Source organism: Halomonas sp. GT (assembly GCF_002082565.1).
GTDB lineage: Bacteria > Pseudomonadota > Gammaproteobacteria > Pseudomonadales > Halomonadaceae > Vreelandella.
Genome location: NZ_CP020562.1, coordinates 1,771,472 through 1,796,528 on the forward strand (window position 1 = coordinate 1,771,472; position 25,057 = coordinate 1,796,528).

Here is a 25,057-nt window from a genome sequence, read left to right on the forward strand (position 1 = left end):
ATATCAAGGCAAGCGGTCATGACAATGTAAATTGAAATGAATTCGTTTGAACCTTGAGCCAAGTTTGATGCGCTTTTGTTGCCTTCGGGTGACGAGTAAGTATCACAATGATTTTAAACTGAAGAGTTTGATCATGGCTCAGATTGAACGCTGGCGGCAGGCCTAACACATGCAAGTCGAGCGGTAACAGGGGTAGCTTGCTACCCGCTGACGAGCGGCGGACGGGTGAGTAATGCATAGGAATCTGCCCGGTAGTGGGGGATAACCTGGGGAAACCCAGGCTAATACCGCATACGTCCTACGGGAGAAAGGGGGCTTCGGCTCCCGCTATTGGATGAGCCTATGTCGGATTAGCTAGTTGGTGAGGTAAAGGCTCACCAAGGCAACGATCCGTAGCTGGTCTGAGAGGATGATCAGCCACATCGGGACTGAGACACGGCCCGAACTCCTACGGGAGGCAGCAGTGGGGAATATTGGACAATGGGGGCAACCCTGATCCAGCCATGCCGCGTGTGTGAAGAAGGCCTTCGGGTTGTAAAGCACTTTCAGCGAGGAAGAACGCCTAGTGGTTAATACCCATTAGGAAAGACATCACTCGCAGAAGAAGCACCGGCTAACTCCGTGCCAGCAGCCGCGGTAATACGGAGGGTGCAAGCGTTAATCGGAATTACTGGGCGTAAAGCGCGCGTAGGTGGCTTGATAAGCCGGTTGTGAAAGCCCCGGGCTCAACCTGGGAACGGCATCCGGAACTGTCAAGCTAGAGTGCAGGAGAGGAAGGTAGAATTCCCGGTGTAGCGGTGAAATGCGTAGAGATCGGGAGGAATACCAGTGGCGAAGGCGGCCTTCTGGACTGACACTGACACTGAGGTGCGAAAGCGTGGGTAGCAAACAGGATTAGATACCCTGGTAGTCCACGCCGTAAACGATGTCGACCAGCCGTTGGGTGCCTAGCGCACTTTGTGGCGAAGTTAACGCGATAAGTCGACCGCCTGGGGAGTACGGCCGCAAGGTTAAAACTCAAATGAATTGACGGGGGCCCGCACAAGCGGTGGAGCATGTGGTTTAATTCGATGCAACGCGAAGAACCTTACCTACTCTTGACATCCTGCGAACTTGTGAGAGATCACTTGGTGCCTTCGGGAACGCAGAGACAGGTGCTGCATGGCTGTCGTCAGCTCGTGTTGTGAAATGTTGGGTTAAGTCCCGTAACGAGCGCAACCCTTGTCCTTATTTGCCAGCGGGTAATGCCGGGAACTCTAAGGAGACTGCCGGTGACAAACCGGAGGAAGGTGGGGACGACGTCAAGTCATCATGGCCCTTACGAGTAGGGCTACACACGTGCTACAATGGCCGGTACAAAGGGTTGCGAGCTCGCGAGAGTCAGCTAATCCCGAAAAGCCGGTCTCAGTCCGGATCGGAGTCTGCAACTCGACTCCGTGAAGTCGGAATCGCTAGTAATCGTGAATCAGAATGTCACGGTGAATACGTTCCCGGGCCTTGTACACACCGCCCGTCACACCATGGGAGTGGACTGCACCAGAAGTGGTTAGCCTAACGCAAGAGGGCGATCACCACGGTGTGGTTCATGACTGGGGTGAAGTCGTAACAAGGTAGCCGTAGGGGAACCTGCGGCTGGATCACCTCCTTAAACGATGCATCATCCCTCGCGGTAAGCGCTCACAATGAATTACCTGATCAGATAATAGAGCAAACGGTTTACGCACGATCCCCTCTTGGGTCTGTAGCTCAGTTGGTTAGAGCGCACCCCTGATAAGGGTGAGGTCGGCAGTTCAAGTCTGCCCAGACCCACCAAATTCCTGTGATACTGCATTAAAATGCTCCTCGTATAGCAGGCTATACGTCGTTGCATTTTGCCTTGTCTCACAGAAATTAATGGCAAGAGGTTAGGTCGGCCAAAAAAATGGGGCCATAGCTCAGCTGGGAGAGCGCCTGCCTTGCACGCAGGAGGTCAGCGGTTCGATCCCGCTTGGCTCCACCATTATGTTGTACGTTACCCACCGTTTGTTGATGTTTTGTGACCACTGATAAGTCAAGCGCAGCGATTGCGTTGTCTTATCACTGTTCATCGAACAGTCGCTCTTTAACAATGTATATCATGCTGACATAAACGCTTCTTTGAAGTGTTTATACGTAATTGTTTTGTGATACGTCTCAAGCGTATCCGGCAATCGTTATCATTGCGAGACACCAGACTCCTTCGGGTTATAGGGTCAAGCAATGAAGCGCACACGGTGGATGCCTAGGCAGCCAGAGGCGATGAAAGACGTGGAAGCCTGCGATAAGGCTCGGCGAGGTGGCAAACAACCTGTGACCCGGGCATTTCTGAATGGGGAAACCCACTCATCATAAGATGAGTATCTTACGCTGAATATATAGGCGTAAGAGGCGAACCAGGGGAACTGAAACATCTAAGTACCCTGAGGAAAAGAAATCAACCGAGATTCCCCTAGTAGCGGCGAGCGAACGGGGACCAGCCCTTAAGCATGTGACTGATTAGGCGAATGCGCTGGGAAGCGCGGCCATAGTGGGTGATAGCCCCGTAGTCGAAAATCTGATCATGTGAAATCGAGTAGGTCGGGGCACGAGAAACCTTGACTGAAGACGGGGGGACCATCCTCCAAGGCTAAATACTCCTGGCTGACCGATAGTGAACCAGTACCGTGAGGGAAAGGCGAAAAGAACCCCGGAGAGGGGAGTGAAATAGATCCTGAAACCGTGTGCGTACAAGCAGTAGGAGCAGACTTGTTCTGTGACTGCGTACCTTTTGTATAATGGGTCAGCGACTTATATTCAGTGGCGAGGTTAACCGTTTAGGGGAGCCGTAGGGAAACCGAGTCTTAACTGGGCGACACAGTCGCTGGATATAGACCCGAAACCGAGCGATCTATCCATGAGCAGGGTGAAGGTTGAGTAACATCAACTGGAGGCCCGAACCAGGATCTGTTGAAAAAGATTTGGATGACTTGTGGATCGGAGTGAAAGGCTAATCAAGCTCGGAGATAGCTGGTTCTCCTCGAAAGCTATTTAGGTAGCGCCTCACGTATCACCGCCGGGGGTAGAGCACTGTTTCGGCTAGGGGGTCATCCCGACTTACCAACCCGAGGCAAACTCCGAATACCGGTGAGTGCGAGCGTGGGAGACACACGGCGGGTGCTAACGTCCGTCGTGAAAAGGGAAACAACCCAGACCGTCAGCTAAGGTCCCGAAATCCTGGTTAAGTGGGAAACGATGTGGGAAGGCTCAGACAGCTAGGAGGTTGGCTTAGAAGCAGCCATCCTTTAAAGAAAGCGTAATAGCTCACTAGTCGAGTCGGCCTGCGCGGAAGATGTAACGGGGCTAAACCAGGTACCGAAGCTACGGGTTCACACTTAGGTGTGAGCGGTAGAGGAGCGTCGTGTAAGCCAATGAAGGTGAATTGAGAAGTTCGCTGGAGGTATCACGAGTGCGAATGCTGACATGAGTAACGATAAAGGGAGTGAAAAACTCCCTCGCCGGAAGACCAAGGGTTTCTGTTCGACGCTAATCGGAGCAGAGTGAGTCGGCCCCTAAGGCGAGGCCGAAAGGCGTAGTCGATGGGAAACGGGTTAATATTCCCGTACCGGACATGATTGCGATGGGGGGACGGAGAAGGCTAGGTGAGCCAGGCGTTGGTTGTCCTGGTGAAAGTGAGTAGGCTGGCATCTTAGGTAAATCCGGGATGCTTTAAGGCCGAGACACGAAACGAACTGACCACGGTCAGGAAGTCATTGATGCCACGCTTCCAGGAAAAGCCTCTAAGCTTCAGATCATGTGCGACCGTACCCCAAACCGACACAGGTGGTCAGGGTGAGAATCCCAAGGCGCTTGAGAGAACTCGGGTGAAGGAACTAGGCAAAATGGTGCCGTAACTTCGGGAGAAGGCACGCCGGCGTAGGGTGACGAGACTTGCTCTCAGAGCCCGAACCGGTCGAAGATACCAGGTGGCTGCAACTGTTTAGTAAAAACACAGCACTCTGCTAACGCGCAAGCGGACGTATAGGGTGTGACGCCTGCCCGGTGCCGGAAGGTTAAATGATGGTGTTAGCCGCAAGGCGAAGCTCTTGATTGAAGCCCCGGTAAACGGCGGCCGTAACTATAACGGTCCTAAGGTAGCGAAATTCCTTGTCGGGTAAGTTCCGACCTGCACGAATGGCGTAATGATGGCCACGCTGTCTCCACCCGAGACTCAGTGAAATTGAAATCGCCGTGAAGATGCGGTGTACCCGCGGCTAGACGGAAAGACCCCGTGAACCTTTACTATAGCTTCACACTGGACGCTGATGTTGCCTGTGTAGGATAGCTGGGAGGCTTTGAATCTCGGACGCCAGTTCGAGGGGAGCCAACCTTGAAATACCAGCCTGGCATCATTGGCGTTCTCACTCAGGTCCGTTATCCGGATCGAGGACAGTGTGTGGTGGGTAGTTTGACTGGGGCGGTCTCCTCCCAAAGAGTAACGGAGGAGCACGAAGGTACCCTCAGCACGGTCGGACATCGTGCAGTGAGTGCAAGAGCATAAGGGTGCTTGACTGCGAGACAGACACGTCGAGCAGGTGCGAAAGCAGGTTCTAGTGATCCGGTGGTTCTGTATGGAAGGGCCATCGCTCAACGGATAAAAGGTACTCCGGGGATAACAGGCTGATACCGCCCAAGAGTTCACATCGACGGCGGTGTTTGGCACCTCGATGTCGGCTCATCACATCCTGGGGCTGAAGTCGGTCCCAAGGGTATGGCTGTTCGCCATTTAAAGTGGTACGCGAGCTGGGTTTAGAACGTCGTGAGACAGTTCGGTCCCTATCTGCCGTGGGCGTTGGATGTTTGAGAAGGGCTGCTCCTAGTACGAGAGGACCGGAGTGGACGCACCTCTGGTGTTCCGGTTGTCACGCCAGTGGCATTGCCGGGTAGCTATGTGCGGACGGGATAACCGCTGAAAGCATCTAAGCGGGAAGCCCCCTTCAAGATGAGACATCCCTGAGGCCTAGAGCCTCCTGAAGGGCCCAGCGAGACCAGCTGGTTGATAGGCACGGTGTGGAAGCGCTGCAAGGCGTTGAGCTAACGTGTACTAATGGCCCGTGAGGCTTGACCCTATAACACCCAAGGGGTCTGGTCGCAGTGATAACGAGACGAGTGTGAAGACACTCAGAGAACCGGATACGCGAATCAAGCCCAACGTGACACACGAAGGACTTGAGACGAAAGAGACGCCACAAAACATCAGTAACATGTTCAGCATGATATACATTAAAAGTTACGCCTGACGACCATAGCACGCGTGAACCACCTGATCCCATGCCGAACTCAGAAGTGAAACCGCTTAGCGCCGATGGTAGTGTGGGGTCTCCCCATGCGAGAGTAGGTCATCGTCAGGCACTTATACCGCAAAAAACCCAGCCCATCGGCTGGGTTTTTTGTTTGTGCGGAAGAAAATCAATTAGGGACGTTCCCAAGTCACCGCACCGTCATTCCCGAGTGGGGTTATCGGGAATCCACCTTGACCTTGGCCTGCAGTAGCCCGAAACCACAGCCCAACATGGATTCCCGCTGGGAGTGACGAGGGTGGCTCGGAGGACTGGAGTCAACGTCAAGTACTTATTAAGAGAAGCCCCGGGCGCAGAGTGTTCGGGGCTTATGATTGTGGGCTATCTTGAAATCCCTCAAGGTATCCGTTTGGGGGATTTTAACTTTGAAAATTAATCTCTTTGATGCTGGCATTCGCCAGCGGCCCATGTTTCGTAGATAGCGCGATCATCAGCGAGCATCATCAGCGCAAATAAACGCTCGCCGAGCGTTGTGCTGTGTTGGATACGGCGCTTCAACAGTGATGTCGCATGAGGGTCAATCACTACAAAATCTGCCTCGTAGGAAGGGGCAAGCTGGCCGATATGGGTATCTAATGAGAGCGCTTTTGCATTGCCATGGGTTAAACCATAAAAACCTTGCCATGCGGTAAGCGGTTGCCCTCCTAATTGGCCCACTTGGTAGGCTGCCTTAAGCGTTCCAAACCCTGATAAATCGGTGCCTGCGCCGATATCGCTAGCATAGGTAAATGCCATACCAGTCTGTTTAGCTGCCTCCCGGTCAAATAATCCGCTGCCTAGGAAAAGATTGGAGCTTGGACAAAAGGCAATATTGGCGCCTCGATCCGCCAGGCGTTTACGCATATCGTTATCCAGATGGATGCCATGTGCGAAGGTGCTGCGGGGGCCGACTAACCCCGCTTCCTCATAAACGGCTAAGTAGTCGCGGCTACCAGGAAATAATTCGGCTACCCAGTCTAATTCCCCACTGTTTTCAGCCAAATGAGTTTGCAGCCAAAGGCTAGAGTCATTACGTAAGAGAGCGCCAGCAGCATCCATTTGCACTTTGGTAGAGGTAGGCGCAAAGCGTGGTGTGACGCTATAACCTAGTCGGCCATTGCCATGCCAGTCTTGAATAAGACGCTCACTGTCTGCAATCCCTGACATGCCATCCATTAGCGCGTCAGGCGCGTTGCGGTCCATTAATACTTTGCCGACCAGCATGCGTAGCTGACGTTTTTGGCAGGCGGTGAAGAACGCATCTACTGAGCCAGGGTGACTGGAGCCAAATACTTGGGCTGTTGTCGTTCCTGCACGAAGCATTTCATCTAGGAAAGCGTTCGATAGCGCTTCTGCATGTGCATGATTGGCAAAACGGCACTCTTCAGGAAACGTATAGTCATTTAGCCAATCAAGTAGCTGTCGGCCGTAGGAAGCCATGATGTCTAGCTGAACATAGTGAACGTGAGTATCGATAAAACCGGGCATAATCAACTTGCCTCGATAATCAATAACATGGGCGTCACTTGGCAGTTGGTGAGAGAGATCACCATAGTGGCCGACAGCCTGAATATGACTGCCTTTTAGCCAAAGTAGCCCGTCGCCATAATGCTCTAGGCTACCTGGCTGAGGTAGGTCATCATTACCTGGGTCGCGTGCAAAGCTGACAATTTCAGCGCGGATGAGCGTATCGATTGAGGAATTCATATTAACTCTGAGTCGTTTTCGTATCGTCAACAAGTGCACGTATTGCGTTCGGCTCAAGGCCGCGCATTTCTAGTGAGGCTGGCTTGTCTGTTAGCCAAAGCAGTTCGGTTACCACCGTCAAAGCGATCGCATAGGGAGTTTTGTTGCTAAGTTTAGTGTTATGGATACAGCCAATGGGACTGCGTACACGCTCTATTTCCTCGGCGGTGCAGCCTTCACGTTGCAGTCGTCCTCGGAAGCTTGCCCATTTGCTATCAGAGCCGATTAGTCCTATTGAGGCGATGTCATGACGCTTTAGTAAAGCAGTGATAAGGGCATAGTCTTCATCATGGTTGTGGGTTAACACCAGTGCATGACAGTAGGGTGGCAGAGTTAAAGTATCTTCCTGTGCATTGCTCAGCGTATGGCAACTAAGTCGGGGTTGCTGCTGATCGCGTTCGTTAAATGCATCTACTCGGCTATCAAACCAGTGTATTTGCCAGGGTAGCGGTTCGCTAAGCTTTACGATCTCTCGTCCGACATGGCCAGCACCAAACAAGGCGATATTGATAGCCGCCCCAGGAAACACCTCCAGCAGCACATTGACATAACCGCCACAGCACTGGCCGCTGCGTCCACCGAGTGAGAATGCCTCTAAGTGAAAGCCTACGCGGCCTTGCTGTAAAAAGTCTCGGGCAGCGTGGATAGTTTGCCACTCGAAAGTGCCTCCACCTAACGTGTCATAGACCGCTTCTTGCGTGATCACCATGCGCGCGCCGGGCTCACGCGGGGTTGAACCCGCGCTGGTTACCTGAGTGGCTAATACATGGGGAACACCGCTACGCTGCAATCGATCGAGTGCCGCGTGCCAAGTTTCTGCTGAGGGCTGTGTCATAGTGCTTTTTCCCTGATTGCGTTTGCAGCCAGCATCACTCGCTCAGGGGTTGCGGGAGTGTCGAGATGGGGAGACGCTTGGTAATCGGTTAAGCTTGAAAGCGCATCACGGAGTGCAGACCAAACACAGATACCAAGCATAAACGGTGGCTCACCAACGGCTTTAGAACGGTATAGACTTGCCATGGAGTTTGGGTGGCCTTCCAGTAGTTCAACGTTGAAAATAGCGGGAAGATCACCAAACGTGGGTATTTTATAGGTTGCAGGCCCGTCGCTAATCAGTAGGCCTTTATCGTTCCACTTAAGCTCTTCACTAGTTAGCCAACCCATTCCCTGGATAAAACCACCTTCTACTTGGCCAATATCAATAGCAGGATTTAGCGAATTACCAACGTCATGTAGCACATCAACGCGGGTAACAAGATATTCGCCGCTTAATGTATCAACATTGACTTCAGCAACGGCTGCTCCAAACGCGTAATAATAAAAAGGGCGGCCTTGGCCCGTTGCACGGTTGTAATGAATCAGTGGTGTGGCATAAAAGCCTTTTTCTGAAAGCGAGATGCGATTGAGATAGGCTGTTTGAATAAGCTCTCCCCAGGGGATGCGACGCTCGCTCTCTCCAATACCAGCAATCAGCAGGCCATCTTCCAGACGCATATCTTCTCGGTCTAAGCCGCCCTCAAAATGCGTCGAAGCAAAGTCGAACAACCTTTCGCGCAGTTTGCTGGCAGCATCTCGCGCAGCCATTCCATTGAGGTCGGCGCCGCTTGAAGCTGCCGTAGGGGACGTATTGGGTATTTTATCCGTGCGAGTGGCACTAATCCGAACGCTATCTAAATCCAAGCCAAGTTCGCGCGCCACTACTTGGCAAATCTTGGTGTGCAGCCCTTGGCCCATTTCAGTGCCGCCGTGATTGATCATGATGCTGCCATCGGTATAAACGTGCAGCAGAGCACCGGCTTGGTTGAGGTGCTGGGCGGTAAATGAGATGCCAAACTTTACTGGCGTCAGCGCAAGCCCTTTTTTAATAATAGGACTGTTGCTATTAAATGCCTTAATAGCTGCACGGCGTGCCCAGTAATCACTACTGGTTTCCAATGTATCTACCAGCGTATGCAGCAACTGTTTTTGATCCACTGACTGGCCGTAGTGGGTGATGTCTCGCCCATCGCGATAGAAGTTTCGTTTGCGTATGGTGAGAGGGTCTTCACCGACTTTGCGCGCGATATCATCCATTGCAGCTTCGATAATCATCATGCCCTGAGGGCCGCCGAAGCCCCGAAAAGCCGTGTTAGAAGCCGTATGGGTCTTAGCTCGGTGACCGGTGACGCGAGCATTGCCTAATGAGTAAGCGTTGTCGGCATGGAACATTGCACGATCAACAATGGCGTCCGAAAGGTCAGGTGAGTATCCGCAGTCACCAATAACTGTTATGTCTCCCCCCTGGATGATGCCTTGCCGATTAATTGCTAGTCGGTAGCGATTATGAAAGGGGTGTCGCTTACCGGTCGCGCGCATATCATCACTTCGTGGTAGACGTATACGTGTGGCTTTTCCGGTTCTGCGGGCAATAATGGCTGCCATACAAGCCCAAGGAGACGCTTGAGTTTCTTTGCCTCCAAAACCGCCGCCCATTCGGCGTACTTCAACGGTGACAGCATGAAAGGGAATGCCCAGTACTTCAGCGACAAGTTTTTGGGTCTCACTAGGGTGCTGGTTAGAGGTATGAACAATGACCCCTTCATCTTCGGTGGGCAGAACTAAGCATGCTTGTCCCTCCAGGTAAAAATGTTCCTGTCCGCCGATAAAAAGCTCGCCCTCAACCGTTTGCTCGGCTTGGTGCAGTTCCGTTTGCCAATCGCCTCGCTCTTGAACATGTGTAGGGCGAACCACATCATTGCGTTCGGCAGCAGCAACAGGGTCGAGGCTAGCTGGTTGTTCATCAATACTTAACTTGGCCAGCGTTACCGCTCGACGAGCAGCCTGAAGCGAGGTAGCCGCAACGGCGAAAATACACTGGCCTGCGTAGCTAATTTCTTGGTCAACAAAAATGGGGTCGCCTGGAAACACAGGGCCGATATCTGTATGGCCGGGCACATCGTGAAAAGTGATGACATCGACAACGCCAGACGCCTGTTTGACTGCATCGAGATCAAGCGCGGTCAATGTGCCGTGTGCGACAGGAGAAAGCCCCAAAGCTACATACAGTGCATCGGCCGGTGCTTTGAGGTCATCAATGTAGGCAGCCTTGCCTGTAACGTGTTTTTCAGCGCTTTCATGGAAGCTAGCGGTGCCTGCTTGGCGCTGACCGCGGCTATCGACAGTATGGCGGGCAAGTGGGCCTGACCCTTGTATGTGGTCATGTAACTCTCGACGAGCGCGGCTGCTATCGCCATCAAGTTTAGTGAGCGTACGCATGGAGCATCACCTCCTGGTTGGGTGACGAAAGCGATAAATAGAGGCGTTCTAATAGGTTGAGAGCGGCTTGTTCTCGATAATATTGGCTACCCCGTACATCGCTCATTGGCTGAAATTCTTCAGCAAGGGCTTGCTGGGCTGCTTGAAAGCTAGCTTTGGAAACGGGCTGTCCCTCTAGCGCAGCTTCTGTTTGACTAGCTCGCTTGGGAATTGCAGCCATACCGCCAAAGGCAATGCGGACATCCTCCATCACACCCTTATTAACACGGTAGCAAAACGCACCTAATACCGCCGTTATGTCATCCTCGCGTCGTTTAGAAAGCTTCCAAACCCTTAGTGTGGCTGATTCAGCCAGTTGAGGTATAAAAATACGGCTGATGACTTCATCAGCAGCCAGCGCTGTTTTCTTATAGTCGATAAAAAAATCACTCAGCAAGAGCTGGCGAGTATTGACGTGGCTGGTAAGTTCTAACCAGGCATTGAGGGCCAGCAGTACAGGTGGTGTATCCCCAATTGGCGAAGCGTTGGCGATGTTTCCGCCAAGCGTTCCCCGATTACGAACTTGTTGGGAGCCGAGCCTGTGAAGGAGGTGTGCAAACGCAGGAAAGTGACTGTTTAATAAGGGCTCAAGCTGCGTGTACGTAACCCCGGCGCCTACCCACCAACCTGGTTGAGCTTGGAATGTCGTCTCTTCAATTTGGCGCAATTCAGTCACACGCGTGGTGTCAATAAGCTGGTTCAATGCGGTAAGGCGCTGAGTGCTTTCCAGCCATAGATCTGTAGCGCCAGCCACGAGGCGTGCATCAGGATAGCGATATCTTGTGTCGGCCAACTCAGCCAAGGTGGTTGGCTGTACGAAGAGCAGTTCACTCTTAGTGGTTGACCCCGGCGCATGAAGCGTGTGGCTGGCTGGCTGAGACACATCGAACCACTGCGGTGCTTCCCAAGAGAAATCTTGCATACTCAATGCGGCGTCACGAATAGGTCGGTATCCCGTGCAGCGGCATAAATTTCCACCTAATGTGGCTTCAAGTGTTTCTGGTGTGAGAGGCGAGGGGCGCTGCTGCTGGTTGGCATGCAATGTGAACAATGACATGACAATTCCTGGTGTGCAAAATCCGCACTGGCTGCCATGGCACTCGATCATTGCACGCTGAGCTGGGTGTAGATTGCCTTCCGTCGCTAGCCCTTCGACGGTAATTATGTGCTGACCGTGAAGTTGATGAGCGGGGGTAATACACGCGTTGACGCTTAAAAAGCGGCTTTGCGTGTCGCTTGGATTGTTGATTGCGACTGTACAAGCGCCACAATCACCCGATGCGCAGCCCTCTTTTGTGCCAGTGATGCCCAAATGATCACGCAACAGCGTTAGAATGCTGGTGTCAGGGGGTACATGACACTGCTTGGGGGTGCCGTTGAGCAGGAACTCAATCGTAGCCATGCCAAACTCCGTTATGATTGTTCTGACCGATCGGTCAATATTGTTTAGCTTGAGACAAAAAAGCGCACCTTGCAAGAATTTGTTGCTAATGCGGCTGTCTGTGCACTTACACGGCAGGCGTCGATAAACCAATTATATGTAATAAGTCCCATGGGCTGACCATTGGTGCTTATCAAAAGCGCTTATTAAAGGAGCTTAATCAATGACAGCGGATACCGCTAACCATGAAAATGCCAGCAGAGATCGCATTGAACAGACCATACTGAGCGCTGCGGAGCAGGTGTTTTCTCAACATGGTTATCGTGGTGCCAGCCTTCAGGCAATCGCCGATATAGCAGGTCTTCCTAAGGCGAATATTCTCTATTACATGGGCAGTAAGCAGCTGCTTTATGTACGACTGCTTAATCGAATGATGAACCGATGGAATGCGGTACTTGAAGATATAACACCTGAAAGTGATCCAGCTAAGGTATTAAGCGATTTTATTCGCACCAAAATGATGTTGGGCCAGCGTTATCCTGAAGGTTCAAAGCTGTTTGCCGCTGAGATTTTGGCTGGCGCGCCTTTCTTGAATAATTACCTCTCCGGTGAATTAAAAGAGTGGGTAACTTCCCGTGCAGAAATTATTCACCAGTGGTCTCAGCTCGGAAAAATGGATGATGTTGATCCTCGTTGGCTTATATTCTTGATCTGGTCGGCCACTCAGCATTACACCGAATACAGTGCACAGGTAACGGGGATATTAGGGACTGAGGTGCTCAGCGAAGCGGATTTCGAGTCCATTTGCCGTTTTCTTGAGCATGTTATTTTGAAAGGATGCGGTATTTCAGCATCGCATTTATCAAGCGGCGTATCAGTTTAGCTGTTATGTCTATATTGGCGATGTCCACACTTCCAATTGAGCAGCACCTGAAGCCGATTCAGACCGCTCTTACTGAGCATAACCGCCTTATCTTAGTTGCCCAACCTGGGGCGGGTAAAACAACCCGCGTTCCGCTGTCTTTATTGAATAGCCAATGGGCGAAGGGCCAAAAGATATTGTTGTTAGAGCCTCGACGGGTAGCTGCTCGTTTGGCGGCAAGCTTTATGGCCGCGCAGCTTGATGAGCCTGTCGGTAAGACCGTTGGCTATCGTATGCGAGGGGACAGCAAAGTGGGCCCACACACACGCTTGGAGGTGGTCACCCAGGGCGTCCTGACGCGTATGTTGCAAGATGATCCGTTGCTCGAAGGAGTCGCCGGTATCATCTTCGATGAGTTTCATGAACGCAGCATAGAAGCAGATCTTGGGCTAGCGCTATCGCTGGATATTCAGCAAAGCATTCGCGATGACTTACGGCTGATTGTGATGTCTGCGACGTTAGATGTTGCTGCATTAACAAGTGTATTGGGCAGCGATACATCCGTGATTGAAAGTATGGGGCGTGAATTCCCAATTGAAACGTATTATCGCCCTTTTAGCAGCGATGAAGCGTTAGACACCGCTACTTACCGAGTGATAGTGGAAGCCTTAGCGAATGCCAATAACGGTGATGTATTGGTGATTTTACCCGGTGTGGCAGAAATAACCCGATTGGTAAAAATACTGGACAGTAGCACCCTTGATGTTGAGGTATGCGCTTTACATGGTGGTATGCCTATCGAGGCTCAGCAAAATGCATTGAAACCTCACGAAACTCGTCAGCGGGTGATTGTATCAACCGCCATTGCGGAATCCAGTGTGACAGTTGATGGTGTAAATGTGGTTATTGACGCTGGTTTGGAGCGAGTACCGTTGTTTCAGCCGCGAACTGGACTCACTCGTTTAACTACCCGACGTGTCAATCGTGCCAGCGCTGATCAACGTCGTGGTCGTGCAGGACGGCAGCAGCCGGGTGTATGTTATCGCTTGTGGTCTCAAGAGCAGCCACTAGTTGCCTATGGTGAACCTGAGATAGCACAAGCTGATTTATCAAGACTAGCGCTTGAAGTTGCCCGATGGGGAGCGCGTTCGCCAGATGAGTTAGTTTGGATGACACCACCGCCTATCGGCGCATGGCAAAGTAGCCAAGCGTTACTTCGTCAGCTTGGTATTCTTGATTCGGCGGGTTTATTAACACCATTAGGTAAGCAAAGTGCGCGTTGGCCGTTTGAACCTCGTTTATCGGTCATGCTTTCGAAGGCTTTGTCACTTAATGCAGTACCGCTCGCCTGTGCATTAGCGGCTTTACTAGAAGGTAGGGAGCGTGTCAGTGGTTCATTGAAAGATGCGTTGGCCCAGCGGCTCAGCCAACCCTGGCGATTTCCTCAATGGCAACGAGAAACCAGGCGACTTACGGATATAGCTAGCGTTCAGCTGCCACATAAGGTATCGCTTGAGTTGCTTAGCTGTTTGTTAGCTATAGCTTATCCTGATCGAGTTGGTCAATTCATCAGCCCAGGCCGGTTCAAGCTTGCCAACGGCAAAACTGCCACGCTCTCCGTTAGCCACCCGCTAGCGAATGAAGCATTTATCGTCGCGGTTAGTGTAGAGAGTGCCAGCAGTGAAGCGGCAATATACCTGGCAGAGCCGATTACGCAGGCAGCGCTCATTGACCTTTACCCGGCAACTCAACAGTGGGAGGAGCGCGTTACTTGGTCAAATGCCCAGGGAAAGCTTCTTGGTGAAGCTGTTCAGCGTCATGGTGAACTTGTGTTAGCAAGTCGGCCCTTAGCGGAGTTACCTGGAGAGGCTGTCAAAAAAGCGTTGCTGCGGGCATTAAAACAACGTCCTGCGGTGCTTTTTAATGACAAGATTAAGCAGTTACAGGGCCGAATGGCGCTAGTGGCGGGTATTAATCCTAATGCATGGCCTGACTGGTCAGAAAGCTCGCTATTAGACAGCTTAGATGTTTGGTTGGCACCCTACATGACGGGTATTACACGTTTCAATCAGCTAGAAAAAATGCCGTTCCATAACTACTTAATGGCAACACTCAGCTGGGATGAGCAAACCCGTTTTGAGCGTTTAACGCCATCGACATTAATGGCTCCTAGTGGTAATCAAGCAACAATTGATTATGAGTCCTGCCTAGCAGGAAGGCCTCCAGTGCTTGCTCTGAAGCTACAGGAAGCGTTTGGTTGGCAAGATACTCCCGTCGTTGCGGACGGTCATATGCCTGTCGTCATTCATCTGCTATCACCAGCAAAAAGGCCGCTTCAAGTTACTCAGGATTTACGCAGTTTTTGGTTGAATGGCTACCCAGAGGTGCGTAAAGAGATGCGTGGCCGCTACCCTAAGCACCCCTGGCCTGAAGATCCAATTACCGCTCAAGCAACGGCCTCTACAAAACGACGGTAAGTTTAATAACGCCGTTTAAAGAGAAGCCAGATCGAAGAAGATCATTCCGTTTGCTCTTCGGGTATTTTACCAGGTACGCGATAGCGTACTCCGTCTGCGCGTTGCTCTTCGTAACGACGGTTTTCTTCTTCTGGGGGCACACCAAGCACAGTCTCTTGAGAACCATCCGGCCAAGTGTAAGTTGTGCAGCCAGTCAACGATACTAGACCCACGGCTATTAACCAGAACAACAAAATAAATTTACGACATTTGGGCATATTAGGCTCCATCACCAGTCCAAAGCTGCTCTCAGTAAAGCGTGCGTAGTGTGAATGTCGCGACAGTAAGCCGCAAGCTTAATCCCAAATTGTTAGATTTCTTCCCAAAGGCTACGTCGAAACTCATGGGAAAGCTTAGATACCTTAGCAAACCGTTCAAGGTTGGCATCGGTAAGTGTTTTGACCATTTCTTGGTATTGCTCAGTGAGCTCCTTAGCGTTGCAGTTTTCTTTGTTATCAGTCAGGCATAGCGTTAGTTTCTCGCTACTTTTAGCGATAGCTTGGAAAAGCTCAGCCTCCAGCTGCATGGCCTCCGTCAGGTTCTCAAGCCATGCAATCTGACAACGCACCATTGGCATGGTGCTCAATAGGCAGTAATGCTGCCACCAAGTCACGATATCTTGGTTCGTGTCGTAGACAGATGCAGGCTGCTTTTTGCTTGTATGATCCATAGTAGGTTCCTATCGAGTTTTTCAATTTGTGAGGCATTCTTCACAGGTTCTCCTATCTTCAACTATAGCTAAAGCTCTGCAGAAGAGTTGCTCATTTAGGCAACGCGATGCGTGATAACGAGGAGAGGCTCAATGTGGTCAGTCGTTAAATCAGTACTGTCAGCGCTTTTAGGCGTACAAAATGACCTCAAGCGGCAACAAGATTTTTCTAGCGGTAACCCCGCTGCCTTTATTGTGGCGGGAATTGTGATCACTCTCGTATTTGTTTTGATCTTGGTAGGGATTGCAGTGATTGCGTCGCGATGAAGCGTTGATACACCTCACGATAGTTGTTCGTGACGAATGCCACATGTTTTCTATACTGACGTTAATCAATTAATCCTGACCTAATAAAAGGGTTGGTGAGAACAACAATAATAACGGAGGTCTCTATGCATCTATCGTGGCAATGGCTGCTAACCATTACCAGTGCCTTCAGTATCACTCAAGCTCATGCTAATAGCTGGAATATGCCTGTTGGGGTCACCGATATCAGCCAAGATATTTTTGGTCTGCATATGGCGATTTTTTGGGTATGCGTGGTGATTGGGGTGATTGTGTTTGGGGTGATGTTTTACTCACTATTTAAATACAGACACTCAAAAGGGGCAAAAGCAGCGAATTTTCATGAGCATACCTCAGTTGAAGTTCTTTGGACCGCTATTCCTATCCTGATTTTGATTGGAATGGCTGTGCCTGCGACCGCGACATTGAAAAATATGTACGATTCTTCAGAAGCTGACCTAGATGTGATGATTACTGGTCAGCAATGGCGCTGGCGCTACGAGTACCTTGGAGAGGATGTTGCGTTTACCTCAAATATGACTACATCAAGAGCACAAATTCGTGGCGAGGAGGCGAGAGATGAGCACTATTTGTTAGACGTAGATGAGCCATTGGTACTACCAATCAATCGTAAAGTGCGCTTTTTAATGACGTCGGATGACGTTATTCATTCTTGGTGGGTGCCTGAATTGGCCGTTAAGCAGGATACGATTCCTGGGTTTATCAATGAAAATTGGGTGAAAATTAATGAACCAGGCATCTATCGTGGCCAGTGTGCTGAGCTTTGTGGCGTTAACCACGGGTTTATGCCAGTGGTTGTGCATGCGATGGAAGAAGAAGAGTTCGAAGCATGGTTGGCTGAACGTAAAGAAGCAGCAGAGCAAGAGGCTATGGGGGTTGACCGAGAGTGGGAGATGGAGGATTTGATGGCGCGGGGAGAGACCGTTTATCAGACTATCTGTTCTTCATGTCACCAAAGCGAGGGCCAGGGGGCACCACCAGCATTTCCTGCACTAGCCAACAATAACCAACTGATTAGTGATTTAGATTGGCATATGGATCGAATCATTAACGGTGTTTCTGGCGCTGCTATGCCGGCGTTCCGCAGTACGTTAAATCCTGTCGAAATAGCCGCTGTTGTTACTTATACCCGTAATGCTTGGGGGAATGAGACAGGCGATGTGGTGCAGCCAGCTGCGGTGGCCGAACGTATTGCACAATAATTTAAGGTACTAACAACAATAAATCAGGCGGAGATGCTCATGGCGCCCAAACTACCTCCTCAACACTCGCTGCAACATAGCTCTACTGCAGCGGCTGGCGGTCATTCTCATCACGACCATGCGGCTCAGCCCAAAGGAATACTGCGCTGGGTTTTGACGACCAACCATAAAGAAATTGGTTCTCTGTACCTGATTTTTTCGCTCACCATGTTTTTTGTTGGAGGCATATTTGCCTTAGTAGTGAGAGCCGAGCTATTTCAACCTGGTTTACAGCTCATAGAGCCAGAATTTTTCAATCAAATGACCACCATGCATGGGTTAATAATGGTGTTTGCTGCGGTGATGCCAGCGTTTACAGGGCTAGCCAACTGGATGATTCCGCTTCAGATTGGCGCGCCGGATATGGCGCTACCCAGGCTCAATAACTTTAGTTTCTGGCTGCTTCCGGTGGCATTCACACTGCTACTTTCTACCCTATTAATGCCGGGCGGAGGGCCGAATTTTGGCTGGACATTTTATGCGCCGTTATCGACGACTTACGCACCTGCCTCCACAACATTTTTTATTTTAGCCCTACATATTGCAGGCATTAGCTCGATTCTCGGGGCTATAAATATTATTGCGACCATTCTGAATATGCGCGCACCAGGAATGCGCATGATGGATATGCCGCTGTTCGTATGGACATGGTTAATTACGGCTTTTCTATTGATCGCGGTAATGCCTGTACTAGCGGGTGTTATTACCATGATGCTGATGGATATTAACTTCGGTACCAGTTTCTTTGACGCCGCGGGTGGTGGCGACCCAGTGCTTTTCCAGCACTTATTTTGGTTCTTTGGTCATCCTGAAGTTTACATCATGATTTTGCCAGCTTTTGGTATTGTCTCTGCCATTATTCCCACGTTCGCGCGTAAGCCTTTGTTTGGATATGCTTCTATGGTGTATGCCACGGCAGCTATCGCGCTGCTGTCTTTTTTAGTGTGGGCACACCATATGTTTATCGTCGGTCTTCCGCTAACAGCGGAGCTGTTTTTCATGTATTCAACCATGCTGATCGCCGTGCCGACAGGCGTGAAAGTGTTTAACTGGGTGACCACGCTGTTTCGTGGCTCGATTAGCTTTGAGCCGCCTATGCTGTTCGCTTTGGCTTTTGTCGTTCTATTCACCATCGGCGGTTTTTCAGGACTGATGTTGGCAATTGCACCTGCGGATTTCCAATACCACGATACTTACTTTGTTGTGGCACATTTTCATTATGTGTTAGTACCAGGCGCTATTTTTGCCATTATGGCTGGTGTCTACTATTGGTTACCCAAATGGACAGGCTATTATCCTAACGAGCGCCTTGCTCAATGCCACTTCTGGTGCTCTATTATTGGCGTTAATCTAACGTTTTTCCCCATGCATTTCGCAGGCTTGGCGGGCATGCCAAGGCGTATTCCCGACTATGCGTTACAGTTTGCGGATTTCAATTTACTTTCCAGCATTGGAGCTTTCTTTTTTGGCGCGTCGCAGCTGATTTTTGTATTGGTTGTGGTGATGTGTGTGAGGGGAGGAAAAAAAGCGCCTGCAAAAGCTTGGGAAGGGGCAGAAGACCTTGAGTGGAGTGTCCCTAGTCCGGCACCGCTGCACACCTTTGAGACACCACCTGTATTTAACCGTACTCATCACCATGACTAATTAGCTGTCCACCAGCAAATGGTCTAGGGGGATATATGGCAGTAAATAATACGGTGCAATCAGTTGGGGTAAAACGAACGGTCATCCGTACGGTGGCAGCGCTAATTGGGATGTTTGCCTTCGCATTTGCGCTCGTCCCTCTTTACGACGTGTTTTGTCGTGTGACGGGTCTTAATGGCAAAGTGGATACTACGGCTAAAGCCATTATTCATGAAGAAGTTGACCAGTCCCGCTACATCACCGTGCAGTTCATCACTCGAGGCAGCGCGGGTTTACCATGGCGAATGAGCGTCGAAAACCGCCAAATGCGTGTGCATCCAGGCCAAACAGCTGAAGTTGATTTTACGTTTACCAACAACAGTCATGTCGAGAGTTGGGGGCGGGCTGTACCTAGCGTTTCTCCTTCAAGCGCTACGACGCATTTAAGAAAAGTAAGCTGTTTCTGTTTCCAAGAGCAGCAGCTCCAGGGGGGAGAACGCTTGACGATTCCTCTGATATTTCAGCTGGCGCGTGACCTTCCTGAAGATATCAATACGATAACGCTCGTGTATACCTTGTATCCAGTTCATCACTTAGTAAAAGACATCTCAAAGAATGACAACAAAACGATAGGGGATTCGATATGAGTGGCGGCTACTATGTTCCAGCAACGAGTCGATGGCCCATTCTAGGTTCGCTAGCGCTCGGGGCTATGATGGTGGGTACAGGAATCAAGCTTGTGTACGACACGGGCACCCCGATCATGTTAATCGGTATGGCTTGTGTAATTACAGTCATGGGGCTTTGGTTCAGAGATGTTATTCACGAGTCAATGAGCGGATTGTACGATGCTCAGATGGATCGTTCGTTCCGTTGGGGGATGGGCTGGTTTATTTTCTCTGAAGTAATGTTTTTTGCTGCTTTCTTTGGTGCGCTGTTCTACGTTAGAACGTTCGCTATACCTTGGTTGGGTGGTGAGGGGGCAAAAGGTGTTTCTGCGTTGTTATGGCCGGAATTTGTCGCCCAGTGGCCGTTATTAAATCCTCCAGATTCATCAGTGGCTGGCCCGGATAGTGTCTTAAGCCCATGGCAATTGCCGCTCGTCAATACACTGATTTTGGTAACTTCGAGCATTACATTGACGGTCGCACATGAAGCCTTGAAGTTAGGCGAGCGTAAGACGTGCAGAAATTGGCTGGCAGGTACCGTATTGCTGGGCTGCTGTTTTATTGTGATTCAGGGTGTCGAATATTATGAAGCCTATAACCATTATGGCATTACGCTTGAGGCAGGAATCTTCGGCGCTACTTTCTTTATTCTAACGGGCTTTCATGGCGTTCATGTCATTATAGGTACGCTAATTTTAGCCAGTATGCTGCTTCGTATACATAAAGGGCACTTTGCCCAAGATCATCATTTTGGTTTTGAAGCATCTTGTTGGTATTGGCATTTTGTAGACGTTGTATGGGTTGGATTATTTATTTTTGTATACGTTTTCTAATCAATTAGCCTAAATCTCCTGACCAGAAGCCAAACACTAACAAGGCCATGAGTAGGCATGTTAACCCAATGCGCCATTTAAGGGATGCTAGTAGACGTCGCGAGTTGCTGTCGTCCTTTAATAAAAAACCTGCGCCGGCCGCTAAGCTAGCGACTATTCCAATAAAAACTAGGCCAATGAGCAGTTTTAACCACATGACGAAAACCTCTTTTGGGACGCAGCGTCTATACGTCTGGTGTGTGTTTTGGGGCGTATTAGTTTCACTAGGTATCTTCCTAGGACTATGGCAGTGGGAGCGTGCTGCTGACAAGCGAGTTTTGTTAGCAGCTCGTGAGGCAGCGCCTTTGGTTAAATCGCCTACTGCAATGCCAGAAGAGGGGGCTGAGCTGCATTTGAAAGGAGAATACCTCGCTAACCACACTCTTTATCTCGATAATCGAATTGTAGACGGGCGCCTGGGCGTTGCTGTGTTAACGCCATTCCGAGACAATTTTGATCAGTTGTGGCTTATTCAGCGAGGGTTTATTGAAACAGGGACGAGTAGAGCGGCGCCTCAAGCAGATACTCCAGAGGGTAGCGTAACCATTTCAGGAGAGTGGCAGGTCGCGCACGCTGGCGGGCCGCTATATGGCAAAAACAAGGAAGGGGTAAGACTGCAGCAGATAAGTTTAACCCCGTGGGAATCAACATTGCCGACCTTCACTTACACCGGCTGGCTTCATGCTGAGCAGGGAGAGGGGGTGTTTACGCCCTGGTGGGAAGCTAGCGTGATGCCTCCTAGTCGCCATCTTGGCTACGCTTTTCAATGGTGGGGGTTAGCGCTTGCGGCGACAGTAGTCATGGTGTTGGGGGGGCGTCGCCTGCGTAAAGATAGTCTTACAGATGATTGAGGGGAATGCATGGAACAACGCCAGCCAGTTCGTTATCCGCGGGTTAAACTGCTGCTTATATTTGCAGCATTCGCTGCGCCTATTGTTACTGCGTGGACGATGTTGACATGGCAAATAGGCATACCTGGTGATGATACTGCCCATGGTCAAGTGCATGTCAGCGTACCATTACTAGATGATTGGCCGTTGAGTGCTCAACCTGAAAAAAGTGATGCATGGACACTAGTATTTGATTGTACTTCTCTCTGTGACGAGCGCATGGATGAATTGTGGCGGCTGCATCGAGCGTTGGGTCGAGAAGCTCCACGGTTAGAGCGACTACGGATAGGCGGTAGTGCCCAAGAGCTTCCCGGTGAAACGGTTAATCGTTGGTTAGTAGAACCTGCATGGCGAGAAGAAAATAGCGTATGGCTGATGGATCCTTTCGGTAGGCCCGCGTTGTCATTTAACAATGCAGTGCCTGCAGCTGATATTCTCGATGATATACGTCACTTATTTAAGGTCAATCCGCTGTAGCGAAGCATATATCGTTACTCTGCATGCTCGACCTTTTAGGTCGTAAGGAAGCAACGTGCCACATTCTACTGAGCGGCGTTTACAATGGCTGAAGCGTTTAACCTTGGTCGGCACTGTGCTGACAGCGTTAGTGATTCTAGTTGGTGCATGGACACGCTTAGTTGACGCTGGGTTGGGGTGCCCGGACTGGCCGGGGTGCTATGGGCGGTTGTTAGTCCCTGATGCTGAGCATGCTGCTCTACGTCATCCCGATGTACCTCTAGAGCCTTTTAAAGCATGGGTGGAAATGGCTCATCGGTATGTAGCAAGTTTTTTAGGGCTTATTGTTCTAAGCGTAGTGGCGCTAGGTTTTTCATTGCGCAAGCGTTCAGGGTTTCCATGGAAAGTAAGTATTGCCTTGCTCGTTGTTATTCTACTTCAAGGCGCGTTTGGCGCCTTTACAGTTACTCTCAAACTCTGGCCACAAGTCGTTACTCTGCATTTGTTGGGTGGGTTAAGTGTACTTATGTTGTTTTTTTGGGTGCATTTGCGAGTTCGCTTTGCCTTAACGCGTTATACGCCTTCTGATAACAATTCTGTTTCTTCGTCCACAAACTATGTTTATTCATGTAAGAAGATTAATTTGCTCTGGTTAATAGGCGTGTCGGTATTAATTTTGCAACTTGCATTAGGTGGCTGGGTGACCAGCAACTATGCAGGCATCGCCTGCCAAGGGTTTCCGACCTGCAATACGCAGTGGTGGCCTGAAATGGATATAAGTGAAGGCTTTCATCTGACACAAACTGTCGGCCCTAATTATTTACATGGTCAGCTGCATGCCGATGCACGTACTGCAATTCACGTTATGCATCGTATTGGAGCGCTTTTACTCGGAATTGTCTTGTTAGCGCTATGGTGGCGATATCGTACGGCTGCGTCTGTTGGGCGAGCGCTCACCTTGGTGATAATTACTTATTTTGCCCAAGTCGCGCTTGGTATTGCTAATGTATTGTTGTGGCTTCCTCTATGGCTGGCTCTGTTACATACCGCTGGAGCGGTTGCCTTGACCTTGAGTATGGGGTGGGCTGTCTGGTGCTGGAAATATTCTTCTAATCAACATCTTACTAATGTGAATGATCTACAGTCATCTCAGGCTTTCTTGACGTACGGTGGTAGCTAGAGGTTTTGCTTCGTCAAAAACAATAATGGTTACCACGGAGTGAATAACGAAAAACGTTGCTGTGTAATCCTTGGCTTTGTGCGGAAGCATAGGTGAAGAAACAGTGAAAGTGGTTTCATTGGGTGGATAGGGTGTACAATTATCGTCAAGCTTTCTATCTTTCCGTTAAGAAAGGAGCGTTATGAGTTCCATAGGAGCGTTGTTATTATTCATCGTTGCAATTGCTGTCATTGCAGCCCTTGGTTTTTATGCCTATAAACTTCGCCAAGAGGTTAAACGCCGAGAAGCATTTCGGATGGACGAGGAGCGTCGTGCCCATCAAAATAGCCTGGAAAATCTTGATTTTGTCGTTAGCGCGCTTGTGCAAGAGCAAGTCGACATTACAGAAGGGTCTTGGCGATGCAAAGTGTTGCTTGAGATTATCGATCCTAGCCTAACAGAGCGTCCAGACTTTCAGGCGTTTGCAGAGGTGTACAATCGTACTCGGCACTTAAAAACGCACTCTGCACGTAAGCAATTGACGCCACGAGAGCGAATGCAAGAAGATAAAGAGCGTATTGCTGTTGAGGACGAAATGCGTCCTGCCGTACTTGAGGCAGCAAAAAAGGTAATCGTCTGGAGGTCCAAAGGGTCAATTGGTCTTCATTAACCTTGTTTAACGAGCATAGGGGACTATAAATACGATAACCTATGTTTTTTGACGCTTATTGCGTCAATTTTGCTATGCTGAAAATGTCGGTATTGGCAAGAAGTTGATATCTCGGCATTGTTGCCTTCTCGTGATTAAACGTTAATCATAGGCAAACGTTCAGCCTTATGGTGAAAGTACGCTATTGCCATGGTGCTGAGCAGCGAAAAATGGATGCTCTCGCAAATAAGAAGCATTGGGATAGATTTGGTCTTATGACCATGTCAGCATTGGATCAAGAAGGAGTCTTGCATGAAAAAATCAACGACTGGCTTGCTAATCGGTTCTGCACTGGTAGTGGGTTTATCAGGCTGTGCCAGCTCAGCATCACAATCATCTGGCCAAACCAGCGCAAGTAGCGACCGCGATTGGTATCAACATCCCTTCGTTTGCGGCTTGGCCGGCAGTGTCATCGGCGGCAGTATCGCTTACGCTACTAGCGGCAATTCCGACGAAGATGAAAATACCGCTATTGGCGCAACAGCTGGTGCGGCGATCGGCGGTTTGCTATGTGCAGATCGTACGCCTGAGCCGGTAGCACCTCAGTGCCCAAGCTATGGTGAAGTACCCGCCGGCGTTGCTGTTGATGCTGAAGGTTGCCCGCTGGACTCCGATGGTGACGGTGTGCCGGATTATCGTGACCAGTGCCCAGGAACTCCCGCTGGCGTATCTGTTGATGCCAATGGTTGCCCGCTGGATTCTGATAATGATGGCGTGCCGGATTATCGTGATCAGTGTCCTAACACACCTGCAGGTGTTGAAGTTAACTCACTGGGTTGCCCTGAAAGTTTAGTGCTGCGTGATGTTAATTTTGAGTTTGATTCTGCACAGCTGACGCCGGGCGCACAAAATGTATTGAATGGTGTAGCTGAGCGTTTGGTTAACAACCCGAACGTGCGCGTAAGCATCGAAGGTCACACTGACTCTCGTGGATCGGATCAGTACAACAAGAACTTGTCTCAGCGCCGTGCAGAGTCTGTTGCTGCTTACCTTGCCCAGCGTGGCGTAGGTGCTAATCGTATGCGTGCTATTGGCTACGGTGAAGAGCGTCCAGTAGCTAGCAACGATACTAATGAAGGCCGTGCACAGAACCGTCGTGTAGAACTGGATGAGTGGAACTAAGCTACGCATCAGTTTGCATTAAGAGGGGTGGGCCATTGTGCCGCTAACTAATCCCCTTTACGTACGGAACGGGAGGCTTATGCCTCCCGTTTTATTTTACGGCTTGCTAAATTCTGGTAGGCTGAGCATCCCTTCAGAAACACTCATTACTCTCGACCATTGATAGCGAA

19 protein-coding genes, 2 tRNA genes and 3 rRNA genes are annotated in these 25,057 nt (G+C 50.2%); 17 read left to right on the top strand and 7 right to left on the bottom strand.

Translation table 11 applies throughout. From position 1 onward, the window contains the following. The first annotated feature begins 115 nt into the window (after positions 1 to 115). The 5 genes from B6A39_RS08260 to rrf all read left to right on the top strand — a co-directional run bounded on the left by B6A39_RS08260 (position 116) and on the right by rrf (position 5,405). A 16S ribosomal RNA gene (locus B6A39_RS08260) occupies positions 116 to 1,648 on the top strand. A gap of 87 nt (positions 1,649 to 1,735) precedes the next feature. Beyond that, positions 1,736 to 1,812 (top strand) — tRNA-Ile (locus tag B6A39_RS08265). A gap of 111 nt (positions 1,813 to 1,923) precedes the next feature. Continuing rightward, positions 1,924 to 1,999 (top strand) — tRNA-Ala (locus tag B6A39_RS08270). 230 nt (positions 2,000 to 2,229) lie between these two features. After that, positions 2,230 to 5,123 (top strand): 23S ribosomal RNA (locus B6A39_RS08275). 166 nt (positions 5,124 to 5,289) lie between these two features. Next, positions 5,290 to 5,405: ribosomal RNA gene (gene rrf, locus B6A39_RS08280) — 5S ribosomal RNA — on the top strand. The 16S, 23S and 5S rRNA genes sit together here with 2 tRNA genes alongside, the layout of an rRNA operon. Positions 5,406 to 5,726: 321 nt before the next feature. On the opposite strand, the gene guaD is transcribed toward rrf, so the two are convergent. The 4 genes from guaD to xdhA are packed head-to-tail and all read right to left on the bottom strand — an operon-like array spanning position 5,727 to position 11,775. Beyond that, positions 5,727 to 7,040 carry a guanine deaminase gene (gene guaD / locus B6A39_RS08285; protein ID WP_083003782.1) on the bottom strand — a complete coding sequence of 438 codons (1,314 nt, stop codon included), beginning with the start codon at positions 7,038 to 7,040 and terminating at the stop codon, positions 5,727 to 5,729. A 1-nt stretch (position 7,041) separates the two neighbouring features. Further along, positions 7,042 to 7,914, bottom strand: a complete 873-nt coding sequence (xdhC, locus tag B6A39_RS08290; RefSeq protein WP_083003787.1) for a xanthine dehydrogenase accessory protein XdhC — start codon at positions 7,912 to 7,914, stop codon at positions 7,042 to 7,044. Next, complete coding sequence (xdhB, locus tag B6A39_RS08295; protein WP_083003790.1) at positions 7,911 to 10,334, bottom strand: xanthine dehydrogenase molybdopterin binding subunit; 2,424 nt, start codon at positions 10,332 to 10,334, stop codon at positions 7,911 to 7,913. The genes xdhC and xdhB overlap by 4 nt, the downstream gene beginning before the upstream one ends. Then, positions 10,318 to 11,775 (bottom strand): xanthine dehydrogenase small subunit, encoded by a 1,458-nt coding sequence (gene xdhA, locus B6A39_RS08300; protein ID WP_083003794.1) that lies wholly within the window; start codon positions 11,773 to 11,775, stop codon positions 10,318 to 10,320. Before xdhA ends, xdhB begins: the two co-directional genes overlap by 17 nt. Positions 11,776 to 11,977: 202 nt before the next feature. Here xdhA and B6A39_RS08305 point away from each other — a divergent pair, with 202 nt between their 5' ends. Both B6A39_RS08305 and hrpB read left to right on the top strand, forming a co-directional pair. Next, complete coding sequence (locus B6A39_RS08305) at positions 11,978 to 12,637, top strand: TetR family transcriptional regulator C-terminal domain-containing protein (protein WP_083003799.1); 660 nt, start codon at positions 11,978 to 11,980, stop codon at positions 12,635 to 12,637. A 20-nt stretch (positions 12,638 to 12,657) separates the two neighbouring features. Then, the gene (gene hrpB / locus B6A39_RS08310; RefSeq protein ID WP_198036767.1) at positions 12,658 to 15,093 is read left to right on the top strand and encodes an ATP-dependent helicase HrpB; all 2,436 of its coding nucleotides are present in this window, start codon (positions 12,658 to 12,660) and stop codon (positions 15,091 to 15,093) included. Between the two features lie 41 nt (positions 15,094 to 15,134). Here hrpB and B6A39_RS08315 read toward each other — a convergent pair whose 3' ends face one another. Further along, positions 15,135 to 15,350 carry a hypothetical protein gene (locus tag B6A39_RS08315; protein ID WP_083003806.1) on the bottom strand — a complete coding sequence of 72 codons (216 nt, stop codon included), beginning with the start codon at positions 15,348 to 15,350 and terminating at the stop codon, positions 15,135 to 15,137. A gap of 92 nt (positions 15,351 to 15,442) precedes the next feature. After that, positions 15,443 to 15,802 (bottom strand): hypothetical protein, encoded by a 360-nt coding sequence (locus B6A39_RS08320; RefSeq protein ID WP_083003810.1) that lies wholly within the window; start codon positions 15,800 to 15,802, stop codon positions 15,443 to 15,445. Between the two features lie 132 nt (positions 15,803 to 15,934). Between B6A39_RS08320 and B6A39_RS08325 the strand changes: the two genes are divergently transcribed. The 5 genes from B6A39_RS08325 to B6A39_RS08345 all read left to right on the top strand — a co-directional run bounded on the left by B6A39_RS08325 (position 15,935) and on the right by B6A39_RS08345 (position 20,512). Continuing rightward, a complete protein-coding gene (locus tag B6A39_RS08325; RefSeq protein ID WP_083003813.1) occupies positions 15,935 to 16,108 on the top strand; it encodes a DUF2970 domain-containing protein in 174 nt (57 codons plus the stop codon). A gap of 125 nt (positions 16,109 to 16,233) precedes the next feature. After that, positions 16,234 to 17,349, top strand: coding sequence for a cytochrome c oxidase subunit II (gene coxB / locus B6A39_RS08330; RefSeq protein WP_083003817.1), 1,116 nt, complete (start codon positions 16,234 to 16,236; stop codon positions 17,347 to 17,349). A gap of 39 nt (positions 17,350 to 17,388) precedes the next feature. Then, complete coding sequence (ctaD, locus tag B6A39_RS08335; RefSeq protein WP_083003820.1) at positions 17,389 to 19,032, top strand: cytochrome c oxidase subunit I; 1,644 nt, start codon at positions 17,389 to 17,391, stop codon at positions 19,030 to 19,032. A 35-nt stretch (positions 19,033 to 19,067) separates the two neighbouring features. Next, positions 19,068 to 19,658 carry a cytochrome c oxidase assembly protein gene (locus tag B6A39_RS08340; protein ID WP_083003824.1) on the top strand — a complete coding sequence of 197 codons (591 nt, stop codon included), beginning with the start codon at positions 19,068 to 19,070 and terminating at the stop codon, positions 19,656 to 19,658. Next, positions 19,655 to 20,512 (top strand): cytochrome c oxidase subunit 3, encoded by an 858-nt coding sequence (locus B6A39_RS08345; protein ID WP_083003827.1) that lies wholly within the window; start codon positions 19,655 to 19,657, stop codon positions 20,510 to 20,512. Before B6A39_RS08340 ends, B6A39_RS08345 begins: the two co-directional genes overlap by 4 nt. 4 nt (positions 20,513 to 20,516) lie before the next feature. Here the strand turns inward: B6A39_RS08345 and B6A39_RS08350 are convergent, their stop codons facing one another. Beyond that, positions 20,517 to 20,708 (bottom strand): DUF2909 domain-containing protein, encoded by a 192-nt coding sequence (locus B6A39_RS08350; RefSeq protein ID WP_083003831.1) that lies wholly within the window; start codon positions 20,706 to 20,708, stop codon positions 20,517 to 20,519. On the opposite strand from B6A39_RS08350, the gene B6A39_RS08355 reads away from it, so the two are divergent. From B6A39_RS08355 to B6A39_RS08375, 5 genes are all read left to right on the top strand, one after another. Continuing rightward, positions 20,707 to 21,402, top strand: a complete 696-nt coding sequence (locus B6A39_RS08355; protein ID WP_083003834.1) for an SURF1 family protein — start codon at positions 20,707 to 20,709, stop codon at positions 21,400 to 21,402. The genes B6A39_RS08350 and B6A39_RS08355 overlap by 2 nt on opposite strands. Positions 21,403 to 21,411: 9 nt before the next feature. Beyond that, positions 21,412 to 21,918, top strand: a complete 507-nt coding sequence (locus tag B6A39_RS08360; protein WP_083003838.1) for a hypothetical protein — start codon at positions 21,412 to 21,414, stop codon at positions 21,916 to 21,918. Positions 21,919 to 21,973: 55 nt separating this feature from the next. Continuing rightward, positions 21,974 to 23,077, top strand: a complete 1,104-nt coding sequence (locus tag B6A39_RS08365; RefSeq protein WP_083003841.1) for a COX15/CtaA family protein — start codon at positions 21,974 to 21,976, stop codon at positions 23,075 to 23,077. Between the two features lie 181 nt (positions 23,078 to 23,258). Further along, complete coding sequence (locus tag B6A39_RS08370) at positions 23,259 to 23,726, top strand: DUF2489 domain-containing protein (RefSeq protein ID WP_083003845.1); 468 nt, start codon at positions 23,259 to 23,261, stop codon at positions 23,724 to 23,726. A gap of 291 nt (positions 23,727 to 24,017) precedes the next feature. Continuing rightward, positions 24,018 to 24,887, top strand: a complete 870-nt coding sequence (locus B6A39_RS08375) for an OmpA family protein (RefSeq protein ID WP_083003849.1) — start codon at positions 24,018 to 24,020, stop codon at positions 24,885 to 24,887. Positions 24,888 to 25,057 lie beyond the last annotated feature (170 nt).

Excerpts from the sequence above, each read along its gene's own strand:
- guaD (WP_083003782.1), bottom strand. The coding sequence starts at position 7,040 with ATGAATTCCTCAATCGATACGCTCATCCGCGCTGAAATTGTCAGCTTT.
- xdhC (WP_083003787.1), bottom strand. The coding sequence starts at position 7,914 with ATGACACAGCCCTCAGCAGAAACTTGGCACGCGGCACTCGATCGATTG.
- xdhB (WP_083003790.1), bottom strand. The coding sequence starts at position 10,334 with ATGCGTACGCTCACTAAACTTGATGGCGATAGCAGCCGCGCTCGTCGA.
- xdhA (WP_083003794.1), bottom strand. The coding sequence starts at position 11,775 with ATGGCTACGATTGAGTTCCTGCTCAACGGCACCCCCAAGCAGTGTCAT.
- B6A39_RS08305 (WP_083003799.1), top strand. The coding sequence starts at position 11,978 with ATGACAGCGGATACCGCTAACCATGAAAATGCCAGCAGAGATCGCATT.
- hrpB (WP_198036767.1), top strand. The coding sequence starts at position 12,658 with ATGTCCACACTTCCAATTGAGCAGCACCTGAAGCCGATTCAGACCGCT.
- B6A39_RS08315 (WP_083003806.1), bottom strand. The coding sequence starts at position 15,350 with ATGCCCAAATGTCGTAAATTTATTTTGTTGTTCTGGTTAATAGCCGTG.
- B6A39_RS08320 (WP_083003810.1), bottom strand. The coding sequence starts at position 15,802 with ATGGATCATACAAGCAAAAAGCAGCCTGCATCTGTCTACGACACGAAC.
- B6A39_RS08325 (WP_083003813.1), top strand. The coding sequence starts at position 15,935 with ATGTGGTCAGTCGTTAAATCAGTACTGTCAGCGCTTTTAGGCGTACAA.
- coxB (WP_083003817.1), top strand. The coding sequence starts at position 16,234 with ATGCATCTATCGTGGCAATGGCTGCTAACCATTACCAGTGCCTTCAGT.
- ctaD (WP_083003820.1), top strand. The coding sequence starts at position 17,389 with ATGGCGCCCAAACTACCTCCTCAACACTCGCTGCAACATAGCTCTACT.
- B6A39_RS08340 (WP_083003824.1), top strand. The coding sequence starts at position 19,068 with ATGGCAGTAAATAATACGGTGCAATCAGTTGGGGTAAAACGAACGGTC.
- B6A39_RS08345 (WP_083003827.1), top strand. The coding sequence starts at position 19,655 with ATGAGTGGCGGCTACTATGTTCCAGCAACGAGTCGATGGCCCATTCTA.
- B6A39_RS08355 (WP_083003834.1), top strand. The coding sequence starts at position 20,707 with ATGACGAAAACCTCTTTTGGGACGCAGCGTCTATACGTCTGGTGTGTG.
- B6A39_RS08350 (WP_083003831.1), bottom strand. The coding sequence starts at position 20,708 with ATGTGGTTAAAACTGCTCATTGGCCTAGTTTTTATTGGAATAGTCGCT.
- B6A39_RS08360 (WP_083003838.1), top strand. The coding sequence starts at position 21,412 with ATGGAACAACGCCAGCCAGTTCGTTATCCGCGGGTTAAACTGCTGCTT.
- B6A39_RS08370 (WP_083003845.1), top strand. The coding sequence starts at position 23,259 with ATGAGTTCCATAGGAGCGTTGTTATTATTCATCGTTGCAATTGCTGTC.
- B6A39_RS08375 (WP_083003849.1), top strand. The coding sequence starts at position 24,018 with ATGAAAAAATCAACGACTGGCTTGCTAATCGGTTCTGCACTGGTAGTG.